Raw genomic sequence first — 21,950 nt, 5'->3', positions numbered from 1 at the left:
CGTTCCATTTTCCGGAAAGAGTATTCAAGAAAGGCAGGCGAGGAACGGTTGCGTAATCCAATTCGGAAATCCTCGGGATACGAAGCCGGACTCAATGATCTTCCCGGGCACGCGCTGCTGGGAGTCATCGGTCTGCCTGAAACCGCACCGAAGAATCCATGGCGGCTGATTACACGTCGTCTGAACTATGCCGTAATTCTGCTGCTGATTGCATCCGTCGTGGTCTATTACGACCGCAATGGATATACGGAGCCCCTCACCTTCATCGATGCGGTGTATTACTCGGCTGTCAGTTTGTCCACGACGGGCTACGGCGACATCACACCGGTGACGCAGCGAGCTCGACTTCTCAACATCTTGATTATTACGCCACTGCGTGTGGCCTTCCTGGCTCTCTTGGTCGGTACGACCTTGACAGTTCTGACCCAAGAGTCCCGGAAAACCCTGCAAATTCAGCGCTGGAGGAGACAGTTGCGCAACCACACCGTCGTTATCGGATACGGCACCAAGGGCCGTTCTGCCATTGCAGCTCTTCTCGCCGATGGTGTTGATCCGGCAGAAATTGTCGTCATCGATACGGATAAGGAAGCACTCGATCACGCCTCGAATCAGGGCTTGGCGACGGTGCATGGATCGGCCACTAAATCCGATGTGTTGAAGTTGGCCGGCATTCAACGTGCCCGCTCTATAGTCGTTGCCCCGAACAAGGACGACACAGCGGTGCTTGTCACCCTGTCTGTCCGTGAGCTGGCTCCAGGTGCTTCCATTGTGGCCTCAGTGCGAGAATCGGAGAACCGTCACCTGTTGACACAGTCAGGCGCAGACCAGGTGGTCATTTCCTCCGAAACCGCTGGCCGAATGTTGGGGCTGGCTACCGTCACCCCTTCTGTGGTGGAGATGATGGAAGATCTTCTGAGTCCGGATGAAGGATTCTCGGTGGCAGAGCGGTTGGTCACCGAAGAGGAGATCGGTGCTAGCCCACGGCATCTCGCGGATATCGCACTCGGCGTGGTGCGCTCTGGTGAGCTGTATCGAATTGACTCGCCGGAGTGTGAGTCAGTGGAGCCGGGTGACCGTTTGCTGTATGTCCGACGTGTTTACAGCAACGACGAATAGTACGCGACCAGTTTAAACATGGGGTCTAACAACTTTTGACTTACTCAGGGGCGGATGTGTACGAGCCGGATTACCTAGCTGGCCTGGATCCAGATCAGCGAGAGGCCGCGACGGCACCTATGGGGCCGGTGTGCATTCTCGCCGGGGCAGGTACAGGTAAGACCCGAACAATCACGCACCGCATTAAGTACCTCATTGACCAGGGGTTTGTGCAGCCGCAGAAAGTTCTCGCGGTGACGTTTACTTCGCGTGCGGCAGGGGAGATGCGGGACCGCCTGGCAAAGATGGGAACCCCCGGCGTCCAGGCGCGTACTTTCCACTCGGCAGCACTTCGTCAGCTGCGTTACTTCTGGCCCCAAGTTGCCGGTGATATGCCCTGGCAGCTATTAGATGACAAGAAGTTCCGCGTTGTCGCTCAAGCAGTCCGACGCGTGGGACTCGATACCTCCAAGGAAACAATCCGCGATGTTATGGGTGAGATTGAGTGGGCAAAGGCCGCGTTGGCCGGCGCTGATCAGTACCAAACCGCATTGCGGGAGCATGGGCGCACAGCACCACTATCCGCAGAGAAGATTGTCGACTGTTACCGCGCTTATGAGGACATCAAAACCACGCCAGATGGGCTATTACTCGACTTCGACGATTTGCTGATTCACACAGCCGGCGCAATGGAGAACTCCCGTGCAGTGGCGGAGGAATTCCGCAATCAGTACCGATGCTTTGTCGTGGATGAGTACCAAGACGTCACTCCATTGCAGCAGCGTGTTCTCAACGCGTGGTTGGGTGACCGAGACAATCTCACCGTCGTCGGTGATGCCAACCAGACGATTTACTCCTTTACGGGTGCAACTCCGCACTATCTGATGAACTTCTCTCGGGACTACCCGGATGCCACGGTAGTTCGCCTGCAGCGCGACTACCGTTCGACGCCGCAGGTAGTCGAGCTGGCCAACAATGTCATCGGGCGTGCTCAGGGGCGCATCGCGGGTTCTCGACTGAAGTTGATCGGACAGCGCGAGGACGGCCCGGAGCCGACGTTCAATCAGTACGACGATGAACCGATGGAAGCTCGTGCCACCGCACGTAGCATTAAGCGCCTCATCGACGCGGGCACGCCGGCATCAGAGATTGCCATTTTGTACCGCATCAACGCGCAGTCCGCAGTTTTCGAGCAGGCACTGTCCGAGATGGGGGTCGCCTATCAGGTTCGTGGTGGCGACGGTTTCTATCAGCGCCCCGAGATTCGCGATGCCATTGCAGCACTTGTGCGGGTCTCCCGGTCGTCGCGGACTGTCCCAACGTTGCAGGGAACGGACCTGTTGGATCTGGTCAAGCAGGTGTTCGCAGGCCTTGGTATGACCGAGCAAGAGCCGGAAGGCGCTGGTGCCAGGGAACGCTGGCAGTCGCTACGCGCCCTGTTCGACCTATGCAAGGACATTGTTCACGCCAACACCGAGGTCAATATCCAGGCGCTCCTCGGTCAACTACACACCCGCCAGCAAGCCAAGCATCCACCGACTTTGGACGGCGTGACGCTGGCTAGTCTGCACGCTGCCAAGGGGCTGGAGTGGGATGCGGTTTTCCTTGTCGGGCTTACCGACGGCTCGTTGCCCATCCAACATGCGCTCAATAAATTCGACCGCTCTCCCGTGCAAGGAGCGGAAGCCATCGAGGAAGAGCGCCGTCTGTTCTACGTTGGTATTACTCGAGCTCGTGAGCACTTGGAACTGTCGTGGTCATTGTCGCGCACAGAAGGTGGCCGCAAGTCCCGTCGTCGCACTCGATTCCTCGATGAGCTGGATATTGATGTCTCTGACTACTCGGCAGCAGCGCAGCAGAGCTCAGCGGGCCGCAGATCCCGGGGTAGGCGGCAGCTCTCCAAACAGTGCAAGGGCTGCACCAAGCCACTTCTGACTGATGCGGAGCGGATTTCAGGTCGCTGCGAAGAGTGCCCGGTCAGTGCGGATCCTGCGCTGCTAGAAGCACTGCGTGCATGGCGTTTGGAAATGTCGAAGGAAATGACAGTCCCAGCGTTCGTCATTTTCTCTGATGCCACCTTGTTGGCTCTCGCTGAGCAGCAGCCGACCACTCCGGAGGAACTGCTGCAGATTCCAGGAATTGGGCAGGCGAAGCTCAACCACTTTGGCGAGGGCATTTTAGGAATCATCAATTCCTTCGTAGATTCTTAAGCAGATTCTCCAGAAGAAACTTCGAATTACATAAACTCCATCTCCGAGTTGCCGTGGCCGCATATCGGGCACTGCGGGTGGGGCGCGACCGTAGTGCGGGTGATATCAAGGTTTTCCAAATCTACGCGCACCTCCGTTGCACATAGGTCTGACAGGTTCGGTCGACGTAGCTGGCCCGCCAACAGCGGCACCGCTGTATTGAGCCATTCCGGGGCGGCCACGGGAGTAAAAGTTCGAAGCTGTAGCGCGATCAGCGCCCGGACGGGGTCACGGTCTCGTCGGTAAGCCTCGAAACACATCGAACATGGCCCCTGACCTGGGGTAACAAGAGGGCCAAGAATCAACGCCCCATCGCGGAAATGTGTGTGCAGGTGCTCAATTCCGCGATGAAATAGAGCACGAACCAGCGGCATACTCGGTACTTCCATGCCGGTGACCACCGCGAGTCCGATATCCTCCGGTGTGGATTGCGATATTTTCAGCGTCGCATTGCGTGTCGGCGACATCGCCTTAGTCCAACTGCCGCAGCCCGTGCGACGAAGTTCTTTCAAAAGACCGGTGCGTAAGCTATCCCGGCCAATCAGTGTAATTCTGCGCCGCGTCGGCGGCTGTCGTACCAGTGCTGCTCGGTGAAGATCTGAGATGAGTGCCGCGATGAACTGCGGCGTTAGCTTTCCGTCGCTGTCAGCGAAAGCATCATCCAAGGATGAACCTCGGTGAGCTGCAAGGAGCGCGGAGAAGACAGGCCCCGGCGGGGTGCCGTCGGAAAGCGGCAGAACCATGCTGCGCTCCGGTTCGACACCGAACTGAATCCGGGCGCCAGGGCGCATGACAATTGGTATTTCCGGACGCAGCGCGTATGACGAAGTAGGTGTTGTGTGCGTTTGTGCGGCACATGAATCTAGTTCGATTGCGCCGGCCGCACCTATCCGCCCCCAAGACGTATCCCTGTATTCCCCCATAAAAATATCTTTTACCGTGGGGTCAACTTTTACGCAATCGCAGGCGAGAGCATATACGCTTAAAAAGCATGAGCACCAAGCGACCTGAGTACGGCCCGGATATTGAGGTTCGGCGCTCGAAGCGCCGCCGCCGTACCGTGTCTGCCCGCGCGGAGGGCAACCGAATCATCGTCATGGTTCCGGACGACCTCAGTGCCGCGGCGGAAAAACAGCAGGTCCACGAAATTGTTGCGCGAGTGCGGAAAAAAGTCGGCAGTAATCTGGATAATTCCGAGTTAGAGCGCCGTGCGCGCCTGCTCTCTCGTACGGTGCTGGAAGATCGGCCCCGATTCGAGTCAATCAAATGGGTCAAGAACATGTCGCGCAGGTGGGCATCGGTCACCGGCGGCGTCGATAGCCCGGGGCGCATTCGTATCTCGCACAGGCTTGCCGACGTCCCGGGGTACGTCCTCGACGATGTCATCGTGCATGAACTGGTGCATACCTTCGTCGACGGTGGTCATACCGAAGAGTTTTGGTATTGGGCGGCAAAAGCCCCGCACCACGAGCGGGCACGGGGCTATTTAGAGGCCTATCAGCGCTGGGGAACGCAGAGCTAACGCGCTACTTGTCGTCGTCGGAGTCGCTATTGTCGGTGTTGTTGCCGTCTTCAGCGTTGTCCTCAGCGGCGCGGTTTTCGGCTTCCTTTCGCAGCTGTTCTTCGAGCTCCGCAATCGGATCGAAGTCATCGTTGTCGGAGCCACCGAGAACCGAGTCAATAAACGCTGCGGAGTCATCCAAATCCTCCGCCACAGGCAGGAAATCCGGGTGATCCCAGACCTTGTCGCGTCGCTCAATGCCGACAGCAGTGGTGAGACGGCGCCAAAGGTCAGTTGCCTCGCGCACCTTGGGGGAGCCCAGGTCAATACCCGTGGCCTTTTCAAGGGCCTGTTCAGCACCTTCTGTGGCACGGCGACGACGCCAGGCTTCATCCAACTGTGCTGCACCTGGCAGACGATCGCCTAGAGCTTCGGTGACAACCATGTCCACCCAGCCCTCAACCAGGGCAAGCAGTGTCTGGAAACGAGTTCGAGCATTCTCGTTACGAGAACGAATCTTCGGGCTCAAATCGAGATTCTGCAGCTCACTCATGGCTTCCTGGATTCGCTGCGGATCCTGCATATTTTCGATATCCAGGCCGCGAGCAGCCTCTTCGATAGCGGAGTAGTCGATGACGATGCCGGCAGCGTACTCCTCAACGGAGGAAATCATGCGTTCCACCAGCCATGGCACCCGGTCGAAGAGACGCTGGTGTGCAGCTTCGCGGGCAGTAGCGTAAATAAACAGATCGCGCGCCGGTACCTCGAGTTCCTCCGCAAGCGCGACCAGGTGTGTCGGAAGGAGGACCGCCGCGCCGGTAGTGTGTAGCGGCAAACCGAGGTCAGAGCCGGTCAGGCTTGTCTGTGCTAAATCAGCCAGCGCGTTGCCCAGCTGGGTACCGAAGCTCATCGAATTCATCTGGCGCATGATGCCCAGCATCGGACCCATCATCTCGCGGGCCTCCTCCGGAACCCCCTCGAGAGAGGCATCACTCATGCGGCTAGCGACTGGATCAACCAGACGAGTCCATGTCGACTTGGTGTTTTCCAACCACTGCAGGCTATTCCACGCTTCCACGCGGTTCGCGCCAGCGGGCAGGGAAGTGGCATCATCCAGCCACAGTTCAGCCAGGCGCAGGGAATCAGTCAGTGCCTCGCGCGCTGACTCCTTCACCGGAGCCGGGTTACCAAGACGGGTACGCGCAACGCGTTCAGCTGCGTCGTAATTGACGGGGCCAGAGTTGGCCTCCTGGAATCGCTGCCCCATGCCGGAGAACATTTCACCGAACTGGTTCAGAATATCGCCCAGGTTAGGCTGTTCGCCCTTGCCCGAGCCGCCGTTGCCGCTGCCGGCCTGCCCGGGGCCGCCGAAGCCGAAGCCACCGGCACCGCCCATGCCGCCGAAGGGAAAGCCGAAGAAACCGAAAGGACCGCCCTGGCCGCCCTGACCGCCCTGGCCGGAGTCGTTGTTGCCAGCGTCGTCGCGATTGTCATCATTGTCGTTCGGACCAAAGCCAAATCCGTTAGAACTCATGCTCCCACCGTACCGGGCAATGGGCCGCATGAGTACTTGAAAGCACCTCTTAATTGGCAACTTCGCGCCCAGCGAACAAGATGCGAATAACATCTATCGCAACATCCATGAGGTGTTCATTGGGTAGGTGGTGAGAATGTAGGGTGATATCTGTGAATCGTCGTACCCAAACTCTTGTTGCGGGCGCTGTGCCCATTGCCGCGTTGGCGACTGTGCTCTCGCTGCCAACGTTGACAGTGCCCTATGCCGCGCAGGGGCCCGGCCCGGTCTTCGATGTTCTCGGTGATGTCGAGGGAACAAGCATCATCTCGGTCAGCGGTAGCGTCGCCGATTCGGAACCATCTAAGGGCACGCTGGATATGACTACCGTTGCGGTACGGCATAACCTGTCACTTCCGCAGGTCATTGGCCTGTGGTTTGATCGCGACAACGATATTGTCCCCATTGAGGCGATTTTCCCTCCCGGTCAGAGTCAGGACGAGGTGGAGGAGGAAAACAAGGCTGCTTTTACCGAATCAGAGGCTAACGCCACATCTGCAGCACTGGCTCATCTCGGGTTGCCGATGGAAGTGACCGTCGCTTATACAGTGCCGGATAGCCCTGTTGATGGTCGGCTTCATGAAGATGATGTCATCCTCGCCGTCGATGGGGAGACGGTGGACAAGCCCGAGCAGGTTAAAACAATCATTGCCGGCCACAAACCGGGCGATACTGTCACGTTGAAGGTCAAACCTGCGGCCGTCGATAAGCAGAAGGAATCTAAGGGCAAGGACGCTGCCCCCAAAGCAACCACCGATATTTCGGTGACACTGGCGGAAAACCCGCATCAGAAGAATGCCGCAATGCTCGGCGTTGGGATGGGCTCCCAATCTGCGGACGACACCAAGGTCGAGTACCAGCTCAGCGGCATTGGAGGGCCGTCGGCCGGCCTTATGATGACGCTCGGCGTGATTGACAAGCTCAGCCCTGGTGACCTGACTGAGGGGCACCACCTCGCCGGCACCGGCACGATTGACGCGAGCGGGAATGTGGGCGAAATCGGTGGCGTTACACACAAAATCTCGGCAGCCCGAGATGAGGGTGCCGAGATGTTCTTCGTGCCAGAGGGCAATTGCACGGAGGCGCTGACTGCCGACAGTGGCGATATGAAGTTGGTGAAGGTCTCCGTGCTTGACGACGCGCTTGCGGCCATCGAAAAGCCGGAGACCGCGCAGACCTGCTCGTAGGCCTGCCGTAGCGCCTAGCGAACAGTTGGCAGTTTCAGCTAATTCTTGCTGAACGCCTCGAAGTCCTGCTGAGACTGCCACTTATCAATCTCCGCAGCGGTCGCGCGCAGCTGCGGGTCGAATTCGAGGTAGGCCTTTGTCTCGCGGGCGATGAGTCCGGACAGGACGATTAGACCGATGAGGTTCGGCAGCGCCATCAGACCGTTGAGGGCCGAGGCGACGGACCAGACGGTTTCCAGCTGGGTGACCGCGCCGACGAAGACCACACAGGTGAAGATTGCGCGGTAGAGGCCGGTGCCACGACGGCCGACCAGGGACTCGAAGGCGCGCTCACCGTAGTAGGACCAGCCCAGCATGGTGGAAAACGCGAAGAAGACAACCGACAGTGTGACGATGGTGCCGCCCCAGTGACCTGGCAGACCGCGGGAGAATGCCTCGGCAGTTAGTGCGCCGGTGTCGATGTTGCCATCCTGCCAAACACCGGTGCTGATGATAACCAGGCCGGTGAAGGACACGACGATGATGGTGTCGATGAAGGTCTGAGTCATGGAGACCAGGCCCTGTCGAACTGGGTGCGTGGTCGATGCCGCAGAGGCGGCGATAGCGCCAGAGCCCAGGCCCGACTCGTTGGAGAACAGACCGCGGGCAACACCCATCTGCAGAGCGAGAATCAGTGTGGATCCTGCGAATCCGCCTACGGCTGCCGTGCCGGTGAAAGCATCGGTGAAGATGAGCTTGAAAGTTTCAGGCAGAGCGGAGACGTTGGCAATGAGCACCCACACAGCTGCACCGATGTAGAGCACAATCATCATGGGCACAAAGCTGGCAGTGATGCGGCCAATCGACTTAATGCCGCCCATCAGTGCCGCACCTACCAGGATGAACATAATCATGCCGGTGAGCGTCGGATCGATGTCAAAGCTGTTTTCCAGGTTCGAGGCCACGGCGTTGCCCTGAGTCAGGTTGCCGATACCAAACGCCGCGAGCGCTGCGAAGATGGCAAACAGGATGCCCAGCGTCTTGCCGAAACCATTCGGAATGGCCTTACGCAGGTAGTACTGCGGACCGCCGGACTGTTCGCCAGCTGCATCGACCTGCCGGTACTTCACGCCCAGGAATGCCTCGGAGTACTTCGATGCCATACCCAGCAGGCCGGTGACCCACATCCAGAACAGCGCGCCGGGACCACCCAGCCCAATGGCGGTGGCGACACCGACGATGTTGCCGACACCGACCGTTGCCGCAAGCGCTGTCGCAAGCGCCTGGTAGTTGGTGATGTCGCCCTCGGCGTCCTCGTCGCTACGGTCGATGAGTCCGAGGCGCAGTGCCGGGCCGAGTTTGACCAGGTGAATTGCGCCCAGACGAATGGTCAAAATAATTCCGGTGCCAATCAGCGCGGGGATCAGGAGATACGGACTCCAAATAAAACTATCCGCCGCTGAGGCAAAATCGCTGAAGCTTTCCATGCTGTGGAACTTTACTGATAGGAAGGCTAAAAATTGCCATCAAATTTTCAGAAAATGGCCTTTATGTCGTTAATTCGCCACAAGTGGGGGTAGATGCATCCCCACGTAAGCAAAGATTGTTCCGCCGATGAGTGTGAGAGCGGCGTACCCGCATGCCCTCCAAAAGTGTTGATTACTAAGCCGCGCAATCTCGCCCGCAAGCGTCGACCAGGTCGATAGCCCGCCAGCGAAGCCAATCATCACCGTTGCATAGGCCAGGGCGGGCGTTAGGCCATCGCTTATCGACGTCCCCCGCGACCACACCGCAGCAGCAACACCGGCGACCAAACAGGCGAGCATATTCGCGCTCCACGTCCCGGGCAGCTTAGATTCAGTCCATTTCACCGCAAGTTCGGCCAGCCCAAACCGCAGTGCTCCTCCAACTGCTGCGCCAACGGCGACTGCGAGGATGGCATAGAGTGCTGAGGGAAAAGAGCTGAGAATGTCTTCGGTCATTCCGCTGTCTCCCGCACACACTTGGTTCCCAGCCAGTAGACGAGAGGACAGCACAGCAGGTGAATGAGTCCGACAGTCATCACCAGCATGGCGGACACGTCTGACTGGGCGAGCAGGAGAATCACAAACGCAGAAAAAGTGGTGAAGCCACCACAGAATCCAGTGCCGCAGAAGGCGGCAAGTCGAGGATTAGCGAAAACGATGCTGCTAACCAGGCCAAAGAGAAAGCAGCCCACCAGGTTGATGGCAGTGGTCGAAACCGTGCTTGTTCCAGAGCCTGCAATCGAATCAATAGCTGCTCCGGATAGAAAGCGACTTACCGCGCCGAGGGCAGCGCCGGCGGCCACGGCCAACGCTGTAAGAACTTGCCCTCGTCCTGCTGATGGCAGCTTCGGAGCGACAGATTCCTCATTCACGGTGAGAACGCTAGCACAGCAGCCAGTCGTCGCAGCTACCAACCGGTCATGCTTCAGACACCCACGCAGCAATAGTCCCATCGCACCCTATTGCAGGGGCGAGATTGCGTTGCCAAGTGGTTCTGCCATGCGCGTTGACCCTAAAACGGGGACACTGGAAAGAGGAAGCGCAGCGAAGTTGTCGGTTGCGCAGTTCGCCGAATTAGCAGGAGGATACCCACAATGGCTCATGAGCGCGCCGGGCAATTGGCCCAGCCGTCCGACCTTATTGATGTCGCGGAACTGGTCACTGCCTACTACACAAAGCACCCGGACCCGAATAACCCCGACCAGAAGGTCGTTTTCGGCACCTCCGGCCACCGCGGTTCCTCCCTCGACGGCGCTTTCAACGAAGATCATATTCACGCCACTACCCAGGCCATCGTCGACTACCGCAAGGGCCAGGGCATTGAAGGCCCGCTCTACGTTGGCCGCGATACCCACGGTCTGTCTGAGCCGGCAATGATTTCCGCCCTCGAGGTACTCACCGCCAATGGCATTACCGTGATGGTCGATGCCCAGGACCGCTACACTCCGACTCCCGCCGTCAGCCACGCAATTCTGACCTTCAACCACGATGTTGAGGGCGGTCCGACGGGCACTAGCTCCGCGCGTGCCGACGGCATCGTGATTACCCCTTCCCACAATCCGCCACGGGATGGTGGTTTTAAATACAACCCGCCGACCGGTGGCCCTGCGGATGCGGATGCGACCGACTGGATTGCAGCTCGAGCCAACGAATACCTGGCGAAGGGCCTGGATGGGGTTAAGCGCCAGCTGGTGGAAAAGGCTGGGAACCTCGTCGTCAAGCACGACTACCTCAATGCATACGTTTCGGATTTGCCGAATGTTGTCAACCTCGACGCTATCCGTGATGCGGGCGTACGTATCGGTGCTGATCCAATGGGCGGTGCGTCGGTGGATTATTGGGGCGCGATTGGCGATGCGCACAACCTGAACCTGACTGTGGTCAATCCACTGGTTGATGCGACCTGGCGTTTTATGACTCTGGATACCGACGGCAAGATTCGTATGGACTGCTCCTCGCCGAATGCGATGGCATCCTTGATTGGCAACCGCGACAAGTTCGACATCTCCACCGGTAACGACGCGGACTCGGACCGCCACGGAATTGTGACTCCGGATGCGGGTCTGATGAACCCGAACCACTACTTGGCCGTTGCCATTGATTACCTCTTTGCGCACCGTCCGGGCTGGTCGCAGGAGACCGCGGTCGGTAAGACACTGGTGTCCTCGTCGATGATTGACCGCGTCGTTGCCAATTTGGGCCGCAAGCTCGTGGAAGTGCCGGTCGGCTTCAAGTGGTTCGTCCCTGGTCTGCTCGGCGGCACCATCGGTTTCGGTGGCGAGGAATCCGCTGGCGCATCGTTCCTGCGTCACGACGGCACTGTGTGGTCCACCGACAAGGACGGCATCATCCTGGATCTTTTGGCCAGCGAGATTACGGCTGTGACCAAGAAGACTCCGTCGCAGCTCTATGCTGAGCTTGCCGATAAGTACGGTGCCCCGGCCTACGCCCGCACAGATGCGGACGCAACTCGCGAACAGAAGGCAATTCTGAAGAAGCTCTCGCCGGAGCAGGTCAAGGCCGACACCCTGGCAGGAGAGACTATTACGGCCAAGCTGACTGAGGCACCGGGCAACGGTGCTGCGATTGGTGGCCTGAAGGTAGTCACGGAGAACGCATGGTTCGCAGCACGCCCGTCGGGCACCGAGGATAAGTACAAAATCTACGCGGAGTCCTTCAAGGGGGCGGATCACCTGGCACAGGTCCAGGCTGAGGCGCAGGACGTTGTCTCCGCAGTTCTGAACGGGTAATTCTGAACGGGTAATAGCCAGCCGGTCTCTGGGCTAGCTGGAAACAGCTAGCCTGTACTACCTTTTTGAGTATGAAGAACTTCGTTGGTGTGGTGGCGCGCTTTGGCCTGGCAGCAATTTGGCTGTACTCGGGTCTTATTAAACTGCTCAACCCGCTGGAATCGCGTCAGGCCGTGCAGGCGTATGAGCTGCTGCCGAGCGATTTGGTGCCGGTTGTGGCGGTGGCGCTGCCCGCTTTCGAAGTCATCCTCGGTCTCCTGCTGATCCTGGGCCTGTTCCTGCGCCCGGTGGCGGTGGTATCGGGATTGTTGTTGCTGGTGTTCATCGGTGGCATCATTTCGGCGTGGGCACGTGGCCTGCAGATTGACTGTGGTTGCTTTGGCGGTGGTGGCTACGACGAGAACGCTGATGCGGTTTCATATCTGACGTCTATTGCCCGTGATATTGGTTTCATGGTCCTGGCGGTGTTTGTGTACCTGTGGCCGTGGAAAAAGTGGGCCATTTACCCCTAGCCCGCTGCCTCGAGAGCGGGGTCTAGTTGCGCAGTCTCCAGAGTGGGCAGTGGGTCGGCTGAGAGCGGGAGCCCAGTGAGGTAGCTGCAAGAGAATTGGTGCTTGCAGTCGAATTTCGCCCTAGAATTCGTTGTGGACTTGGCAACAATTTGGGTTTTCTCAGCAACAATTGTGTTGTTGGCAAGAAATCACCGCTATCGTAAGCGGTGTGAGTCAGAAGATTAAGAATCCGAATGAAAAGGGCAATGGCTTTGTCGTAGGCTTGATTGCTCTTCTTGCTGTCGTTGCCCTTGTGATTGGCGGTGTCATTTACATCGGTCGTTCGCAGCCGATTGGGGGGCTGCCGGATGAGGATGTCAATTTCTCCGTAGCGCTCGACGGTGATGTCATCCGTTTGAGTAAGGATGGCGCTGCAGGGGCGAAAAAGGCCACGATTTTCGAGGACTTTTCATGTCACTACTGTGCACAGATGAGTGAAGAGGGCCACGATGATGAGCTCAAGGCGCTAAATGACGGCAAGCTGGTTGCTGAATACCGTACGCTGAATTTCCTGGATGCCCGGGAGAAGGAACAGCGTGATGGTCACTCCACTCGCGTCTATGCAGTTGCCCGCAAGATTGCCGAGACCGGTGATGCCCGCGCATTCTGGAACTTCCGCACCATGATGATGGCCGACCAGCAAGATTCCATCACCTGGAGTGATGATGAGTTGGCTGACCGTCTGGAGCAGCTCGGCGTTGCTGACAATATTGTCGACGAGGTGCGCTCTGGAATTGACACCACCGAGGCAAAGGCCAGCGCCAACGCGAACGATGATGACCTTGCAAAGCGTCTGGGCAAGGTTTCCTCGCCGCATGTGTTCGTCGATGGCAAGGATATTTTGGAGGAAATCCCCGGCGAAGAAGAAAAGTATACCTTGGGGGACTGGGTCGAGTTGGCTCTGCGCTAGTTCGCTCGCACGTCGCTAGCTACCAGGAAAGTCAGTCCGTTATTATCGCCGGTTCATGTTCGCGGGACTCGCTTCAGGTCTGCGAAACACATGGGTAAAAGTGTGTTCTACATGCGGATTTGGTGATATCTGGCAGTGCCATGTAGCCTTTGAGGAGTCCACAGCGAAGGGGTGAAAAACCGCTTCGATGTTGATTCTGGGGCTATGGCGCAGCTGGTAGCGCACCACACTGGCAGTGTGGGGGTCACGGGTTCGAGTCCCGTTAGCTCCACCAGTAGAAAAACCCTCGGTCGTTATGACCGGGGGATTTCTTGTATTCCGGGTTAAAGGATCAAAGTGGGGTTAAGTAGCAAAAAGTGTGTCCCTCCGGCATGCCGATGGGTGGGTACCTTTTGCTACCTAGTCCTCAATGCGAGTTACTGACCCCGCTTATAGCAAAAATGGCCCGAAAAATGGCCTGAAAGTGCTATAAACTCGGACAGTTTCACATGTGCAGCCCGTAATCATGTGCAGCCCCTTTTTCACATGTGCAGCCCGCAAGTTTCCGAGTTGTCAGTTTTGCTACTTAACCCGTCGTCACCTCGGTGGAAAACGTCTGCCATTCACCTCAGTGATTGGTTGCTCGTATGGCTGTAGCAACTTTGTCTGAACGGTGGAATACTGGGGTGTATGGCATACAACGACTCCGTCATTCAGAACCTGTCCGCCGAAGAGTCCCTCGAGCTGCTGGCTACGCAGACTTTTGGGCGCCTCGTTGTTCGTCGTAAAGACGACATGGACCTTTTCCCGCTGAACTATGTCGTTCATGAGGGGAACATCTACTTCCGCACTGCCGAGGGCTCGAAGCTCTTTACTGTTTCTCTGAACCACGATGTTCTCTTTGAAGCTGACTTTGTTGATAAGGACGCTCAGAAGGCTTGGTCGGTCATCGTCAAGGGTGACGCGGAGGTTCTCACTTCCCGCGCTGATATCAACGCTGCAGATGAGCTGCCGCTGAAGCCCTGGCTGCCGACTCTGAAGTACAACTACGTGCGCATTACTCCGAATGATGTTTCGGGTCGCCGTTTCCACCTCGGCGAGGAGCCGGATCGCTACGAGGTGTAGTGGCGGTATATCGCACTTCTTACCTGGCGACGGGTAGGGCCTCGTCGTCAAGCATTAGCTAATGGCGGGCAAGGGTAACTTTTCGTACCCGAGCATCGCCGTTAGCTATTTTTTGAAAATTGTCGGGTTAAATTGACCAAAAGCGCCCTAAGTGAGGTGTGACGGGTTACAGTCACCAATGTGACGTGCACCATAGAAATGACCGATGGGGTGCCAGCGCAGCCCGATGTGCGCAAGCAGACCCCACGAATGCAGAAGATTGTCGATGAAGCGCGCGCGATGCTGCGCGAATCGGGCTGGAGCGCTATCAGTATGCGCCGCCTTGCGGCGCGGCTCGATGTGAAGGCACCATCGCTGTACAAGCACATCAGCGGCAAGGAAGAACTCCTGCAGCTTTTGCTGACCGAGAGCCTTGAGAATCTGGGTAAACGTATTCATGCTGCCATTGATGAGGACTGCACTTCGGCATCTCTGCTGCAGGCATACCGCCAGGCTGTTCTCGATGATCCCCATGGTTACCGTTTGATGAGTCGCACCAATTTCGTGAATGTCGTCTCACCTTCGTCGTTGGATGCCTGGATTCGCGATGCATTTATCAAGGTTGCCGGTGATGAGCCTAAGGGGCTGGCCATGTGGGCGTTTGCTCATGGTTTGGTAACCGCTGAGCTCATCCAGGATGGTTCACCAGCAGTGGAGCCGAACGCAGAGGCGGCGGCAACTGACAGCTTGGCCGCAGTTGGCGCTATTTGGGACGCTGGCGCGAAGGCCTTCTCTTAGAGTGTGGCGGCGCTCTTAGAGTGTGGCGGCGCTGACTCTCAAAGGGCGGCGCTGAGCTGTCTGTTCTACCACCGGTTACTCCAGCGCCTAGGGGGGGTGCCAGTCTAGCGCCACCATGAATCGGCTGGCCCGGGTGGCACAGCTCGCTTGTGGCGGGAGATGGAGTAGAGGCGCTCGATTCGTGCGGCATCCTCATCTGAGACGGCCTTACCTTCGAGGTAATCGTCGATGGCGGTATAGGTCACCCCGAGCGCAACTTCGTCGGGAAGCGCAGGGCGATCTTCCTCCAGGTCAGCGGTCGGAACTTTCTCCCAGGTGCTGGCAGGGGCGTCGAGGTGGCGAAGCAATTCTGCGCCTTGGCGTTTATTCAGGCCCTGTAGCGGCACGAGGTCGCATGCGCCGTCGCCGTGCTTGGTGTAAAAGCCGGTGACGGCCTCGGCGGCGTGATCTGTGCCAATAACCAATGCGCCGTCAACGCCCGCCACTGCATACTGAGCAATCATGCGCATGCGTGCCTTGATGTTTCCCTTGTTGAAGTCGCTGATAGTGCTGCCGGCCAAGGCGTCGGTAACCTGTGCGGTCATTGCGGCGGTGGCCGGTGCGATATCAATAGTCAGGGTTTGGTCGGGATGAATAAAACGCAGTGCCACCTGTGCGTCGTCCTCGTCGGCCTGCACGCCGTGGGGGAGGCGAATGGCGATGAAGGTGGCGTTCTCACCGCCGTCGCGAAGCTTTTCGACGGCCAACTGAGCCAAGCGGCCAGCCAGCGTGGAGTCCTGGCCGCCGGAGATACCAAGAACGAAGCCCTTGGCGTGAGCAGTGCGGAAGTAATCACAGAGAAAGTCGACTCGACGGCTGATTTCCTCCGCAGGATTGATACTGGAGCGGACGTGGAGGTCGGTGATGATCTCAGACTGGAGGGGATGAGAGAAACTTTGTGTGCCTGCTGATGTCATGGCCCCAACTCTACCGCTAGGGCTGAGCCGGAAAGGCGATGCTTTTTGCGGCAGATAGTTATGAAACTCCTTATCTTTATCGAGTAAGTACTGCGTGGATAGGGGGCCTATGGCCTGACGGTGGCAAGATTTTCAGCGTGAGTACAACCGAACAAGATAAAAATGGTCCGAACCGGGAAGCCACCACTACTCGGTCGGTAGCCGTGGCAATCATCGCCGCTCTGGGCGGCCTCCTCTTTGGTTACGACACCGGCGTAATCTCCGGTGCGCTGCTGTATATCCAGCGATCCTTCGAGCTGACGCCGGGGCAGGAGTCGACGGTCACCGCCATGCTTTTGGTCGGTGCTGCCATCGGTGCATTCCTGGGTGGTCGTGTCGCAGACTCCCTGGGGCGCCGAGGCACCATCCTGCTCGGGGCCGTCGGCTTCATTATTGGCAGCATTTGGTGTGCTTTCGCATCCAGTGCGTTTTCCCTGGGTGCTGCGCGTACATTGCTCGGCGTCTGTATCGGTGGTGTGTCCATTGTCGTGCCGATGTATATCTCCGAAATGGCGCCTCCTCACGTGCGCGGGCGTCTGGTCAGCCTGAACTCGCTGATGATTGTGATTGGTCAGCTGGTGGCATTCCTCACCAACTCTGCTCTAGCCTCTTCCGGTAACTGGCGGCTCATGCTGGGACTAGGTGCTGTCCCCGGCATCGTGCTGCTCATTGGCATGCTGGTCCTTCCCGATACTCCGGCGTACCTCGTCCGCCGAGGTCAGGAAGGTAAGGCGCTGGCGGTGCTGCGTCAGATGCAAGGAAATCAGGCGACGTTGGATGAGGTTGCCGTGGGCGAGGCGTCGTCAAGCGCTGATCAGCGTGCGGCCGAGCGCCAGGCCCTGAAGATGCCGTGGGTGCGGCGCACGGTCATCATTGCGATGCTGATCGGTGTAACGCAGCAGGTCACGGGTGCGAATGCAATCATGTACTTCGCGCCGACGATGATGAACAAGGTTGGCTTGTCGACGGAAAGCTCTGTCTATACCTCCATTATTATCGGTGTCGCTTCGGTGATTTCGTGTGCGATTGGTATGAGCATTATTGACCGGATTGGACGTCGTCGAATGCTGATTATCGGTCTGGTCGGTTGTGCGAGTTCGCTGCTTGTTTTGGCACCGGTCTATGGACTGTCGAGCAACTCTTCGACGGGTGCGATGATGTCGCTGCTGCTGATGACTGTATTCATTGTGTTTCAGCAGGCGGCTGTGTCGGTGGCTACCTGGTTGTTGATTTCCGAGATTGTCCCGACTGAGGCTCGTGGCCTGGGTATGGGGCTGGCTGGGCTCGCGCTGTGGGTTGCGAACTGGTTCGTGGCACAGGCATTTTTGCCGATGGTCGATGCTGTGGGCGGTGCCTGGTCGTTCTTCTTCTTTGCTATCACGGGCGCAATTGCGCTGGTGTTTACGATCAAGGCCGTGCCGGAGACCTCGGGTAAGACTCTTGTAGAGGTGCGTGAGTACATGATTGCTGCGGCTAAGTAGCCAGGCAGAGGCCGGCGTGTTGGTCGGGGACGGTGTGAAGTCGGGGGCCGGTGCGAAGTCGGGGGCCGGTGTGAATCGAGAGGCTGGTGTGCAGTGGGGCAGCTAGGCATCAGGGCTGGTTCTAAAGAACATGATTCCCCCGGCTTTTTGGAGTTATTCTGCTTATTGGGTAGTATGGCAACTCGTGTCGTAACGCATACTCTTTGATATTTCTTCGGATTGTCAGGAAGGGTGCGTTGCCAGGCAGTCACTGGGGTGATTGTCCGGGATAGTGCAGCGTGCACGTTCCCGTTTCGGAGCCGAGTAGAAAGGAGCGCCCGAATGAAGGTCCGCAAGTCCCTTCGGTCGCTGAAGAACAAGCCGGGCGCTCAGGTCGTGCGCCGTCGTGGCAAGGTCTACGTGATCAACAAGAAGGAGCCGCGCTTCAAGGCCCGCCAGGGCTAAGCCTTATTTAGGTCGGCGCGAAGCAAGTAGCTTCCTTAATTTATTGCCAAAACCGCAATCTGAAGTCGCAGTTCACTGTGGCTAAGGGTTGCGGTTTTCGGTTTTTGGAGGGGGCAGGTTCGGGCGGTGGCAGCGTTTATGGCTGGGGGCGGTGGGGTGATGGAAGTTACTGACTACGCTTATGTCAAAAATGGCCCGAAAAATGGCTTGAAAGTGTCATAAACTCGCACAGTTTCACATTTGCAGCCCGTGTTCACATGTGCAGCCCGCGAATTTTGGGGTTGCAGCTGAATCCGAAGTTGGGCAAGGGGAGGGAAGAGTGCTGCGGCGCCTGGAATTGGTGCGGTCGGCCGCGGGGCGTCATGCGCTAATTGGCTTAACCAAAATATCGCGATAGCTGTTTTTCCGTGATTTTCGGGAATTTTCGCGGTGAAATTACAAGGTTGTGGTGCGTGTGCGTACAACATCTTGTGCGCCAGATATCTCCGAACAGGGAATATCATGCTTGTGACTACTACATCTAGTGCGACTAGAGTTTTTCAGATACCAAGTGTAGTGTTTCACGTGTCGAGCCAAGGATAGTTACAAGGACCTGTCGGCCACCCGTACTCGGTTTCTCATGAACCTCACGGGAGCTTTCAGCCGGTCAATCAGTTCGCTGATTCCTAGGCCGCTTCCATTGTTTGTACGAAGTCGTCCCGATTTATTGGTCTTAGTCAAAGCCAGAAAGTTTGTGAGAGTCATGGTTACCGTTTACAGCAAGCCTGCATGTGTCCAGTGCCGCGCTACCACTCGCGCCCTCGATAAGGCTGGAATTGCCTACGATATCGTCGACATCACCATGGACGATGAGGCTCGGGACTACGTCATGGCCCTCGGTCACCTCCAGGCTCCAGTCGTTGACACTGGCACCGAGACCTGGTCGGGTTTCCGTCCGGACCGCATCAAGGCTCTCCAGGCAGCTTAAAATTCACACACCTCCCCGCAGATTTCGTTGGCCACTCGGGAAACGGATATCGGGGGGTTTTGCGATGTAAAGGGTGAAGTTCTCATGCTGGTGGTGTATTTCTCCTCGGCGACGGGGAATACACACAAGTTTGTCGAAAAGCTAGGTATCAAAAACGCCCGCATTCCAATCCGTCGCAATGAGCCGGAGCTTATCGTCGATGAGCCCTATGTCCTCATTTGTCCGACTTACGGTGGCGGTGCTTCGATCAGCGGTGGTAACTCACGGCCAGTTCCGCCGCAGGTAATCAAATTTCTCAATAATGAGCACAACCGCTCATACATTCGAGGGGTCATTGCCGCGGGAAATCTCAACTTCGGTGAAGACTTCTGCAAGGCAGGAGATGTGATCTCCTACAAGTGCAAGGTTCCATACTTGTATCGTTTCGAGTTGATGGGAACCGACCATGATGTGCAGCGAGTTCGAGAAGGGCTAGAGGAGTTCTTCCACGGTAAAGCTAGCGCCTAAGTTAGGGCTCTTGGAACCGTAGGGCGCTCCCAGTGTCGAGGGAAGGGACACTGAGAGCAGCCGTGTGGATGCGCTCGCGGAAGCCGTCGTAAAGCGGTGCGCGAGGAAAATAGCTAGATTAGATTGTTCTGGGCAGTGTTTGAACAGACACTGCGCGGGGAAATAGATGTCAAAGGAGTCAACGTGTCGGAAAAGGGTAAGCAGGTCGCGGAGCCGGTGGGCGAGGACAAGCTGGATTACCATGCGCTCAATGCGCTGCTGAATCTGTACGGTGAAGACGGCAAGATTCAGTTCGATAAGGATCGCATGGCTGCGCGGCAGTTCTTCTTGCAGCACGTCAATCAGAACACTGTCTTCTTCCACAATCTGCGGGAGAAGCTCGATTACCTGGTAGAAAACCACTACTACGAGGCTGAAGTTCTGGAGAAGTACGAATTCGAGGACGTCAAGGCCCTGTTCAAGCAGGCCTACGCCCACAAGTTCCGTTTCAAGACTTTCCTGGGTGCTTACAAGTACTACACCTCGTACACGCTGAAGACCTTCGACGGTAAGCGTTACTTGGAACGCTACGAAGACCGCGTCTGCATGGTTGCTCTTACGCTTGCCGACGGCGACTTGGGGCTCGCGCAGCACCTGGTTGATGAAATCATCACCGGCCGTTTCCAGCCTGCTACTCCTACTTTCCTCAACTCCGGTAAGGCCCAGCGCGGTGAGCCGGTGAGCTGCTTCCTGCTGCGTATCGAGGACAACATGGAGTCCATCGGCCGCGCCATCAACTCCTCGCTGCAGCTGTCCAAGCGCGGCGGCGGTGTGGCGTTGCTGCTGAGCAACCTGCGTGAACAGGGCGCTCCGATTAAGCACATTGAGAACCAGTCTTCCGGTGTCATCCCGGTTATGAAGCTGCTGGAGGACTCCTTCTCCTACGCTAACCAGCTGGGTGCCCGCCAGGGCGCGGGTGCCGTGTACCTGCACGCGCACCACCCGGATATCATGCGCTTCTTGGACACCAAGCGTGAGAACGCCGACGAGAAGATTCGCATTAAGTCGCTGTCTCTCGGCATAGTCATTCCGGACATCACGTTCGAGCTGGCCAAGCGTAACGACGACATGTACCTCTTCAGCCCGTACGATGTTGAGCGCGTCTACGGTAAGCCGTTTGCGGACATCAACATCACTGAGAACTACGCGGATATGGTCGAGGACCCGCGTATTCGTAAGCAGAAGATCAACGCGCGTCAGTTCTTCCAGACCATCGCTGAGATTCAGTTTGAGTCCGGCTACCCGTACATCATGTTCGAAGACACGGTTAACCGCGCGAACCCGATTGAGGGACGTATTAATATGTCGAACCTCTGCTCGGAGATTCTGCAGGTCAACACTCCGTCGACCTACAATGCGGACCTGTCTTATGAGCACGTTGGTGAGGATATTTCCTGTAACCTCGGCTCGCTGAATATTGCGATGACCATGGATTCGCCGGATTTCGGTCGCACCGTTGAGACCGCCATCCGTGGCCTGACCGCGGTTAGTGAGCAGACTTCTATTGACTCAGTGCCGTCGATTCGCAAGGGCAACGACGGGTCTCACGCCATCGGCCTGGGGCAGATGAACCTGCATGGCTACCTAGGTCGCGAGAAGATTATGTACGGTTCGGAAGAGGGCTTGGACTTCACCAACGCCTACTTTGCGGCAGTGCTCTACGCTGTCCTGCGCGCATCCAACAAGATTGCTCGCGAGCGCGGTCAGAAGTTCGTCAACTTTGAAAACTCCGACTACGCCAGTGGCAAGTACTTCGATAACTTCGACCCGGCAGACTTCCAGCCAAAGACTCAGCACGTCAAGGAGATTTTCGCGAACTCCTCCGCGCACATCCCGGATGCCGAGGACTGGGCGCAGCTGAAGGCCGACGTCATGGAGCACGGCCTGTTCAACCGGAACCTGCAGGCAGTCCCGCCGACCGGTTCGATTTCCTACATCAACAACTCGACCTCGTCAATCCACCCGATTGCGTCTCAGATTGAGATTCGCAAGGAGGGCAAGATTGGTCGCGTGTACTACCCGGCTCCGCACTTGGACAATGACAACCGCGAGTACTTCCAGGATGCCTACGAAATTGGCTACGAGAAGATCATTGACACCTACGCGGTTGCTACTAAGTACGTTGACCAGGGACTGTCGCTGACGCTGTTCTTCAAGGACACGGTGAGTACCCGTGACCTCAACCGTGCGCAGATTTACGCATGGCGCAAGGGTATTAAGACTCTGTACTACATCCGCCTGCGTCAGGTTGCACTGGAGGGCACTGAGGTCGAGGGCTGCGTTTCCTGCATGCTCTAAGCCGGACGTGCTGTAGC

General features: G+C 57.4%; 20 protein-coding genes and 1 tRNA gene. 15 read left to right on the top strand and 6 right to left on the bottom strand.

The features are described from left to right. Nucleotides 1-48 precede the first annotated feature (48 nt). Together Q0U90_RS05555 and Q0U90_RS05550 are read left to right on the top strand one after the other, a co-directional pair. Entirely contained in the window at nt 49-1,116 is a 1,068-nt protein-coding gene (locus tag Q0U90_RS05555; RefSeq protein ID WP_297452456.1) for a potassium channel family protein, read from the top strand. Between the two features lie 119 nt (nt 1,117-1,235). After that, the gene (locus Q0U90_RS05550; RefSeq protein ID WP_297452470.1) at nt 1,236-3,305 is read left to right on the top strand and encodes an ATP-dependent DNA helicase UvrD2; all 2,070 of its coding nucleotides are present in this window, start codon (nt 1,236-1,238) and stop codon (nt 3,303-3,305) included. Nucleotides 3,306-3,331: 26 nt separating this feature from the next. On the opposite strand, the gene Q0U90_RS05545 is transcribed toward Q0U90_RS05550, so the two are convergent. Further along, nucleotides 3,332-4,135: a TOMM precursor leader peptide-binding protein gene (locus Q0U90_RS05545; RefSeq protein ID WP_297452455.1), complete on the bottom strand. Its 804-nt coding sequence runs from the start codon at nt 4,133-4,135 to the stop codon at nt 3,332-3,334. Between the two features lie 200 nt (nt 4,136-4,335). Between Q0U90_RS05545 and Q0U90_RS05540 the strand changes: the two genes are divergently transcribed. Next, complete coding sequence (locus Q0U90_RS05540) at nt 4,336-4,866, top strand: YgjP-like metallopeptidase domain-containing protein (protein ID WP_297452454.1); 531 nt, start codon at nt 4,336-4,338, stop codon at nt 4,864-4,866. Between the two features lie 4 nt (nt 4,867-4,870). Here Q0U90_RS05540 and Q0U90_RS05535 read toward each other — a convergent pair whose 3' ends face one another. After that, the gene (locus Q0U90_RS05535) at nt 4,871-6,379 is read right to left on the bottom strand and encodes a zinc-dependent metalloprotease (protein WP_297452453.1); all 1,509 of its coding nucleotides are present in this window, start codon (nt 6,377-6,379) and stop codon (nt 4,871-4,873) included. 152 nt (nt 6,380-6,531) lie between these two features. On the opposite strand from Q0U90_RS05535, the gene Q0U90_RS05530 reads away from it, so the two are divergent. Beyond that, nucleotides 6,532-7,605 carry a PDZ domain-containing protein gene (locus tag Q0U90_RS05530; RefSeq protein WP_297452452.1) on the top strand — a complete coding sequence of 358 codons (1,074 nt, stop codon included), beginning with the start codon at nt 6,532-6,534 and terminating at the stop codon, nt 7,603-7,605. 38 nt (nt 7,606-7,643) lie between these two features. Here the strand turns inward: Q0U90_RS05530 and Q0U90_RS05525 are convergent, their stop codons facing one another. The 3 genes from Q0U90_RS05525 to Q0U90_RS05515 all read right to left on the bottom strand — a co-directional run bounded on the left by Q0U90_RS05525 (nt 7,644) and on the right by Q0U90_RS05515 (nt 9,982). After that, nucleotides 7,644-9,071 (bottom strand): sodium:alanine symporter family protein, encoded by a 1,428-nt coding sequence (locus Q0U90_RS05525; protein ID WP_297452451.1) that lies wholly within the window; start codon nt 9,069-9,071, stop codon nt 7,644-7,646. A 69-nt stretch (nt 9,072-9,140) separates the two neighbouring features. After that, a complete protein-coding gene (locus tag Q0U90_RS05520; protein ID WP_297452450.1) occupies nt 9,141-9,566 on the bottom strand; it encodes a CrcB family protein in 426 nt (141 codons plus the stop codon). After that, nucleotides 9,563-9,982, bottom strand: coding sequence for a CrcB family protein (locus Q0U90_RS05515; protein ID WP_297452449.1), 420 nt, complete (start codon nt 9,980-9,982; stop codon nt 9,563-9,565). Before Q0U90_RS05515 ends, Q0U90_RS05520 begins: the two co-directional genes overlap by 4 nt. A 222-nt stretch (nt 9,983-10,204) precedes the next feature. Here Q0U90_RS05515 and pgm point away from each other — a divergent pair, with 222 nt between their 5' ends. From pgm to Q0U90_RS05485, 6 genes are all read left to right on the top strand, one after another. Beyond that, nucleotides 10,205-11,860 carry a phosphoglucomutase (alpha-D-glucose-1,6-bisphosphate-dependent) gene (gene pgm / locus Q0U90_RS05510; protein ID WP_297452448.1) on the top strand — a complete coding sequence of 552 codons (1,656 nt, stop codon included), beginning with the start codon at nt 10,205-10,207 and terminating at the stop codon, nt 11,858-11,860. 71 nt (nt 11,861-11,931) lie between these two features. Continuing rightward, the gene (locus Q0U90_RS05505) at nt 11,932-12,372 is read left to right on the top strand and encodes a MauE/DoxX family redox-associated membrane protein (RefSeq protein ID WP_297452447.1); all 441 of its coding nucleotides are present in this window, start codon (nt 11,932-11,934) and stop codon (nt 12,370-12,372) included. A gap of 208 nt (nt 12,373-12,580) precedes the next feature. Further along, entirely contained in the window at nt 12,581-13,321 is a 741-nt protein-coding gene (locus Q0U90_RS05500; RefSeq protein WP_297452446.1) for a thioredoxin domain-containing protein, read from the top strand. 198 nt (nt 13,322-13,519) lie between these two features. Next, nucleotides 13,520-13,595: transfer RNA gene (locus Q0U90_RS05495), tRNA-Ala, on the top strand. A 395-nt stretch (nt 13,596-13,990) separates the two neighbouring features. After that, nucleotides 13,991-14,425: a pyridoxamine 5'-phosphate oxidase family protein gene (locus tag Q0U90_RS05490; protein ID WP_297452445.1), complete on the top strand. Its 435-nt coding sequence runs from the start codon at nt 13,991-13,993 to the stop codon at nt 14,423-14,425. Nucleotides 14,426-14,605: 180 nt separating this feature from the next. Beyond that, nucleotides 14,606-15,202, top strand: coding sequence for a TetR/AcrR family transcriptional regulator (locus Q0U90_RS05485; protein WP_297452444.1), 597 nt, complete (start codon nt 14,606-14,608; stop codon nt 15,200-15,202). Nucleotides 15,203-15,306: 104 nt separating this feature from the next. Here Q0U90_RS05485 and nadE read toward each other — a convergent pair whose 3' ends face one another. Next, nucleotides 15,307-16,158 carry an ammonia-dependent NAD(+) synthetase gene (gene nadE / locus Q0U90_RS05480; RefSeq protein WP_297452443.1) on the bottom strand — a complete coding sequence of 284 codons (852 nt, stop codon included), beginning with the start codon at nt 16,156-16,158 and terminating at the stop codon, nt 15,307-15,309. Between the two features lie 203 nt (nt 16,159-16,361). Between nadE and Q0U90_RS05475 the strand changes: the two genes are divergently transcribed. From Q0U90_RS05475 to nrdE, 5 genes are all read left to right on the top strand, one after another. Next, nucleotides 16,362-17,678 (top strand): sugar porter family MFS transporter, encoded by a 1,317-nt coding sequence (locus Q0U90_RS05475; RefSeq protein ID WP_297452469.1) that lies wholly within the window; start codon nt 16,362-16,364, stop codon nt 17,676-17,678. Between the two features lie 321 nt (nt 17,679-17,999). After that, nucleotides 18,000-18,122 (top strand): type B 50S ribosomal protein L36, encoded by a 123-nt coding sequence (ykgO, locus tag Q0U90_RS05470; RefSeq protein ID WP_005511141.1) that lies wholly within the window; start codon nt 18,000-18,002, stop codon nt 18,120-18,122. 742 nt (nt 18,123-18,864) lie between these two features. Beyond that, complete coding sequence (gene nrdH, locus Q0U90_RS05465) at nt 18,865-19,089, top strand: glutaredoxin-like protein NrdH (RefSeq protein WP_005511161.1); 225 nt, start codon at nt 18,865-18,867, stop codon at nt 19,087-19,089. Between the two features lie 84 nt (nt 19,090-19,173). Further along, a complete protein-coding gene (nrdI, locus tag Q0U90_RS05460; protein ID WP_297452442.1) occupies nt 19,174-19,596 on the top strand; it encodes a class Ib ribonucleoside-diphosphate reductase assembly flavoprotein NrdI in 423 nt (140 codons plus the stop codon). Nucleotides 19,597-19,779: 183 nt separating this feature from the next. Beyond that, nucleotides 19,780-21,933: a class 1b ribonucleoside-diphosphate reductase subunit alpha gene (gene nrdE / locus Q0U90_RS05455; protein ID WP_297452441.1), complete on the top strand. Its 2,154-nt coding sequence runs from the start codon at nt 19,780-19,782 to the stop codon at nt 21,931-21,933. Nucleotides 21,934-21,950 lie beyond the last annotated feature (17 nt).

Source organism: uncultured Corynebacterium sp. (genome assembly GCF_946998835.1).
Classification (GTDB): domain Bacteria; phylum Actinomycetota; class Actinomycetes; order Mycobacteriales; family Mycobacteriaceae; genus Corynebacterium.
This window is presented reverse-complemented; position numbering and strand designations above follow the sequence as displayed.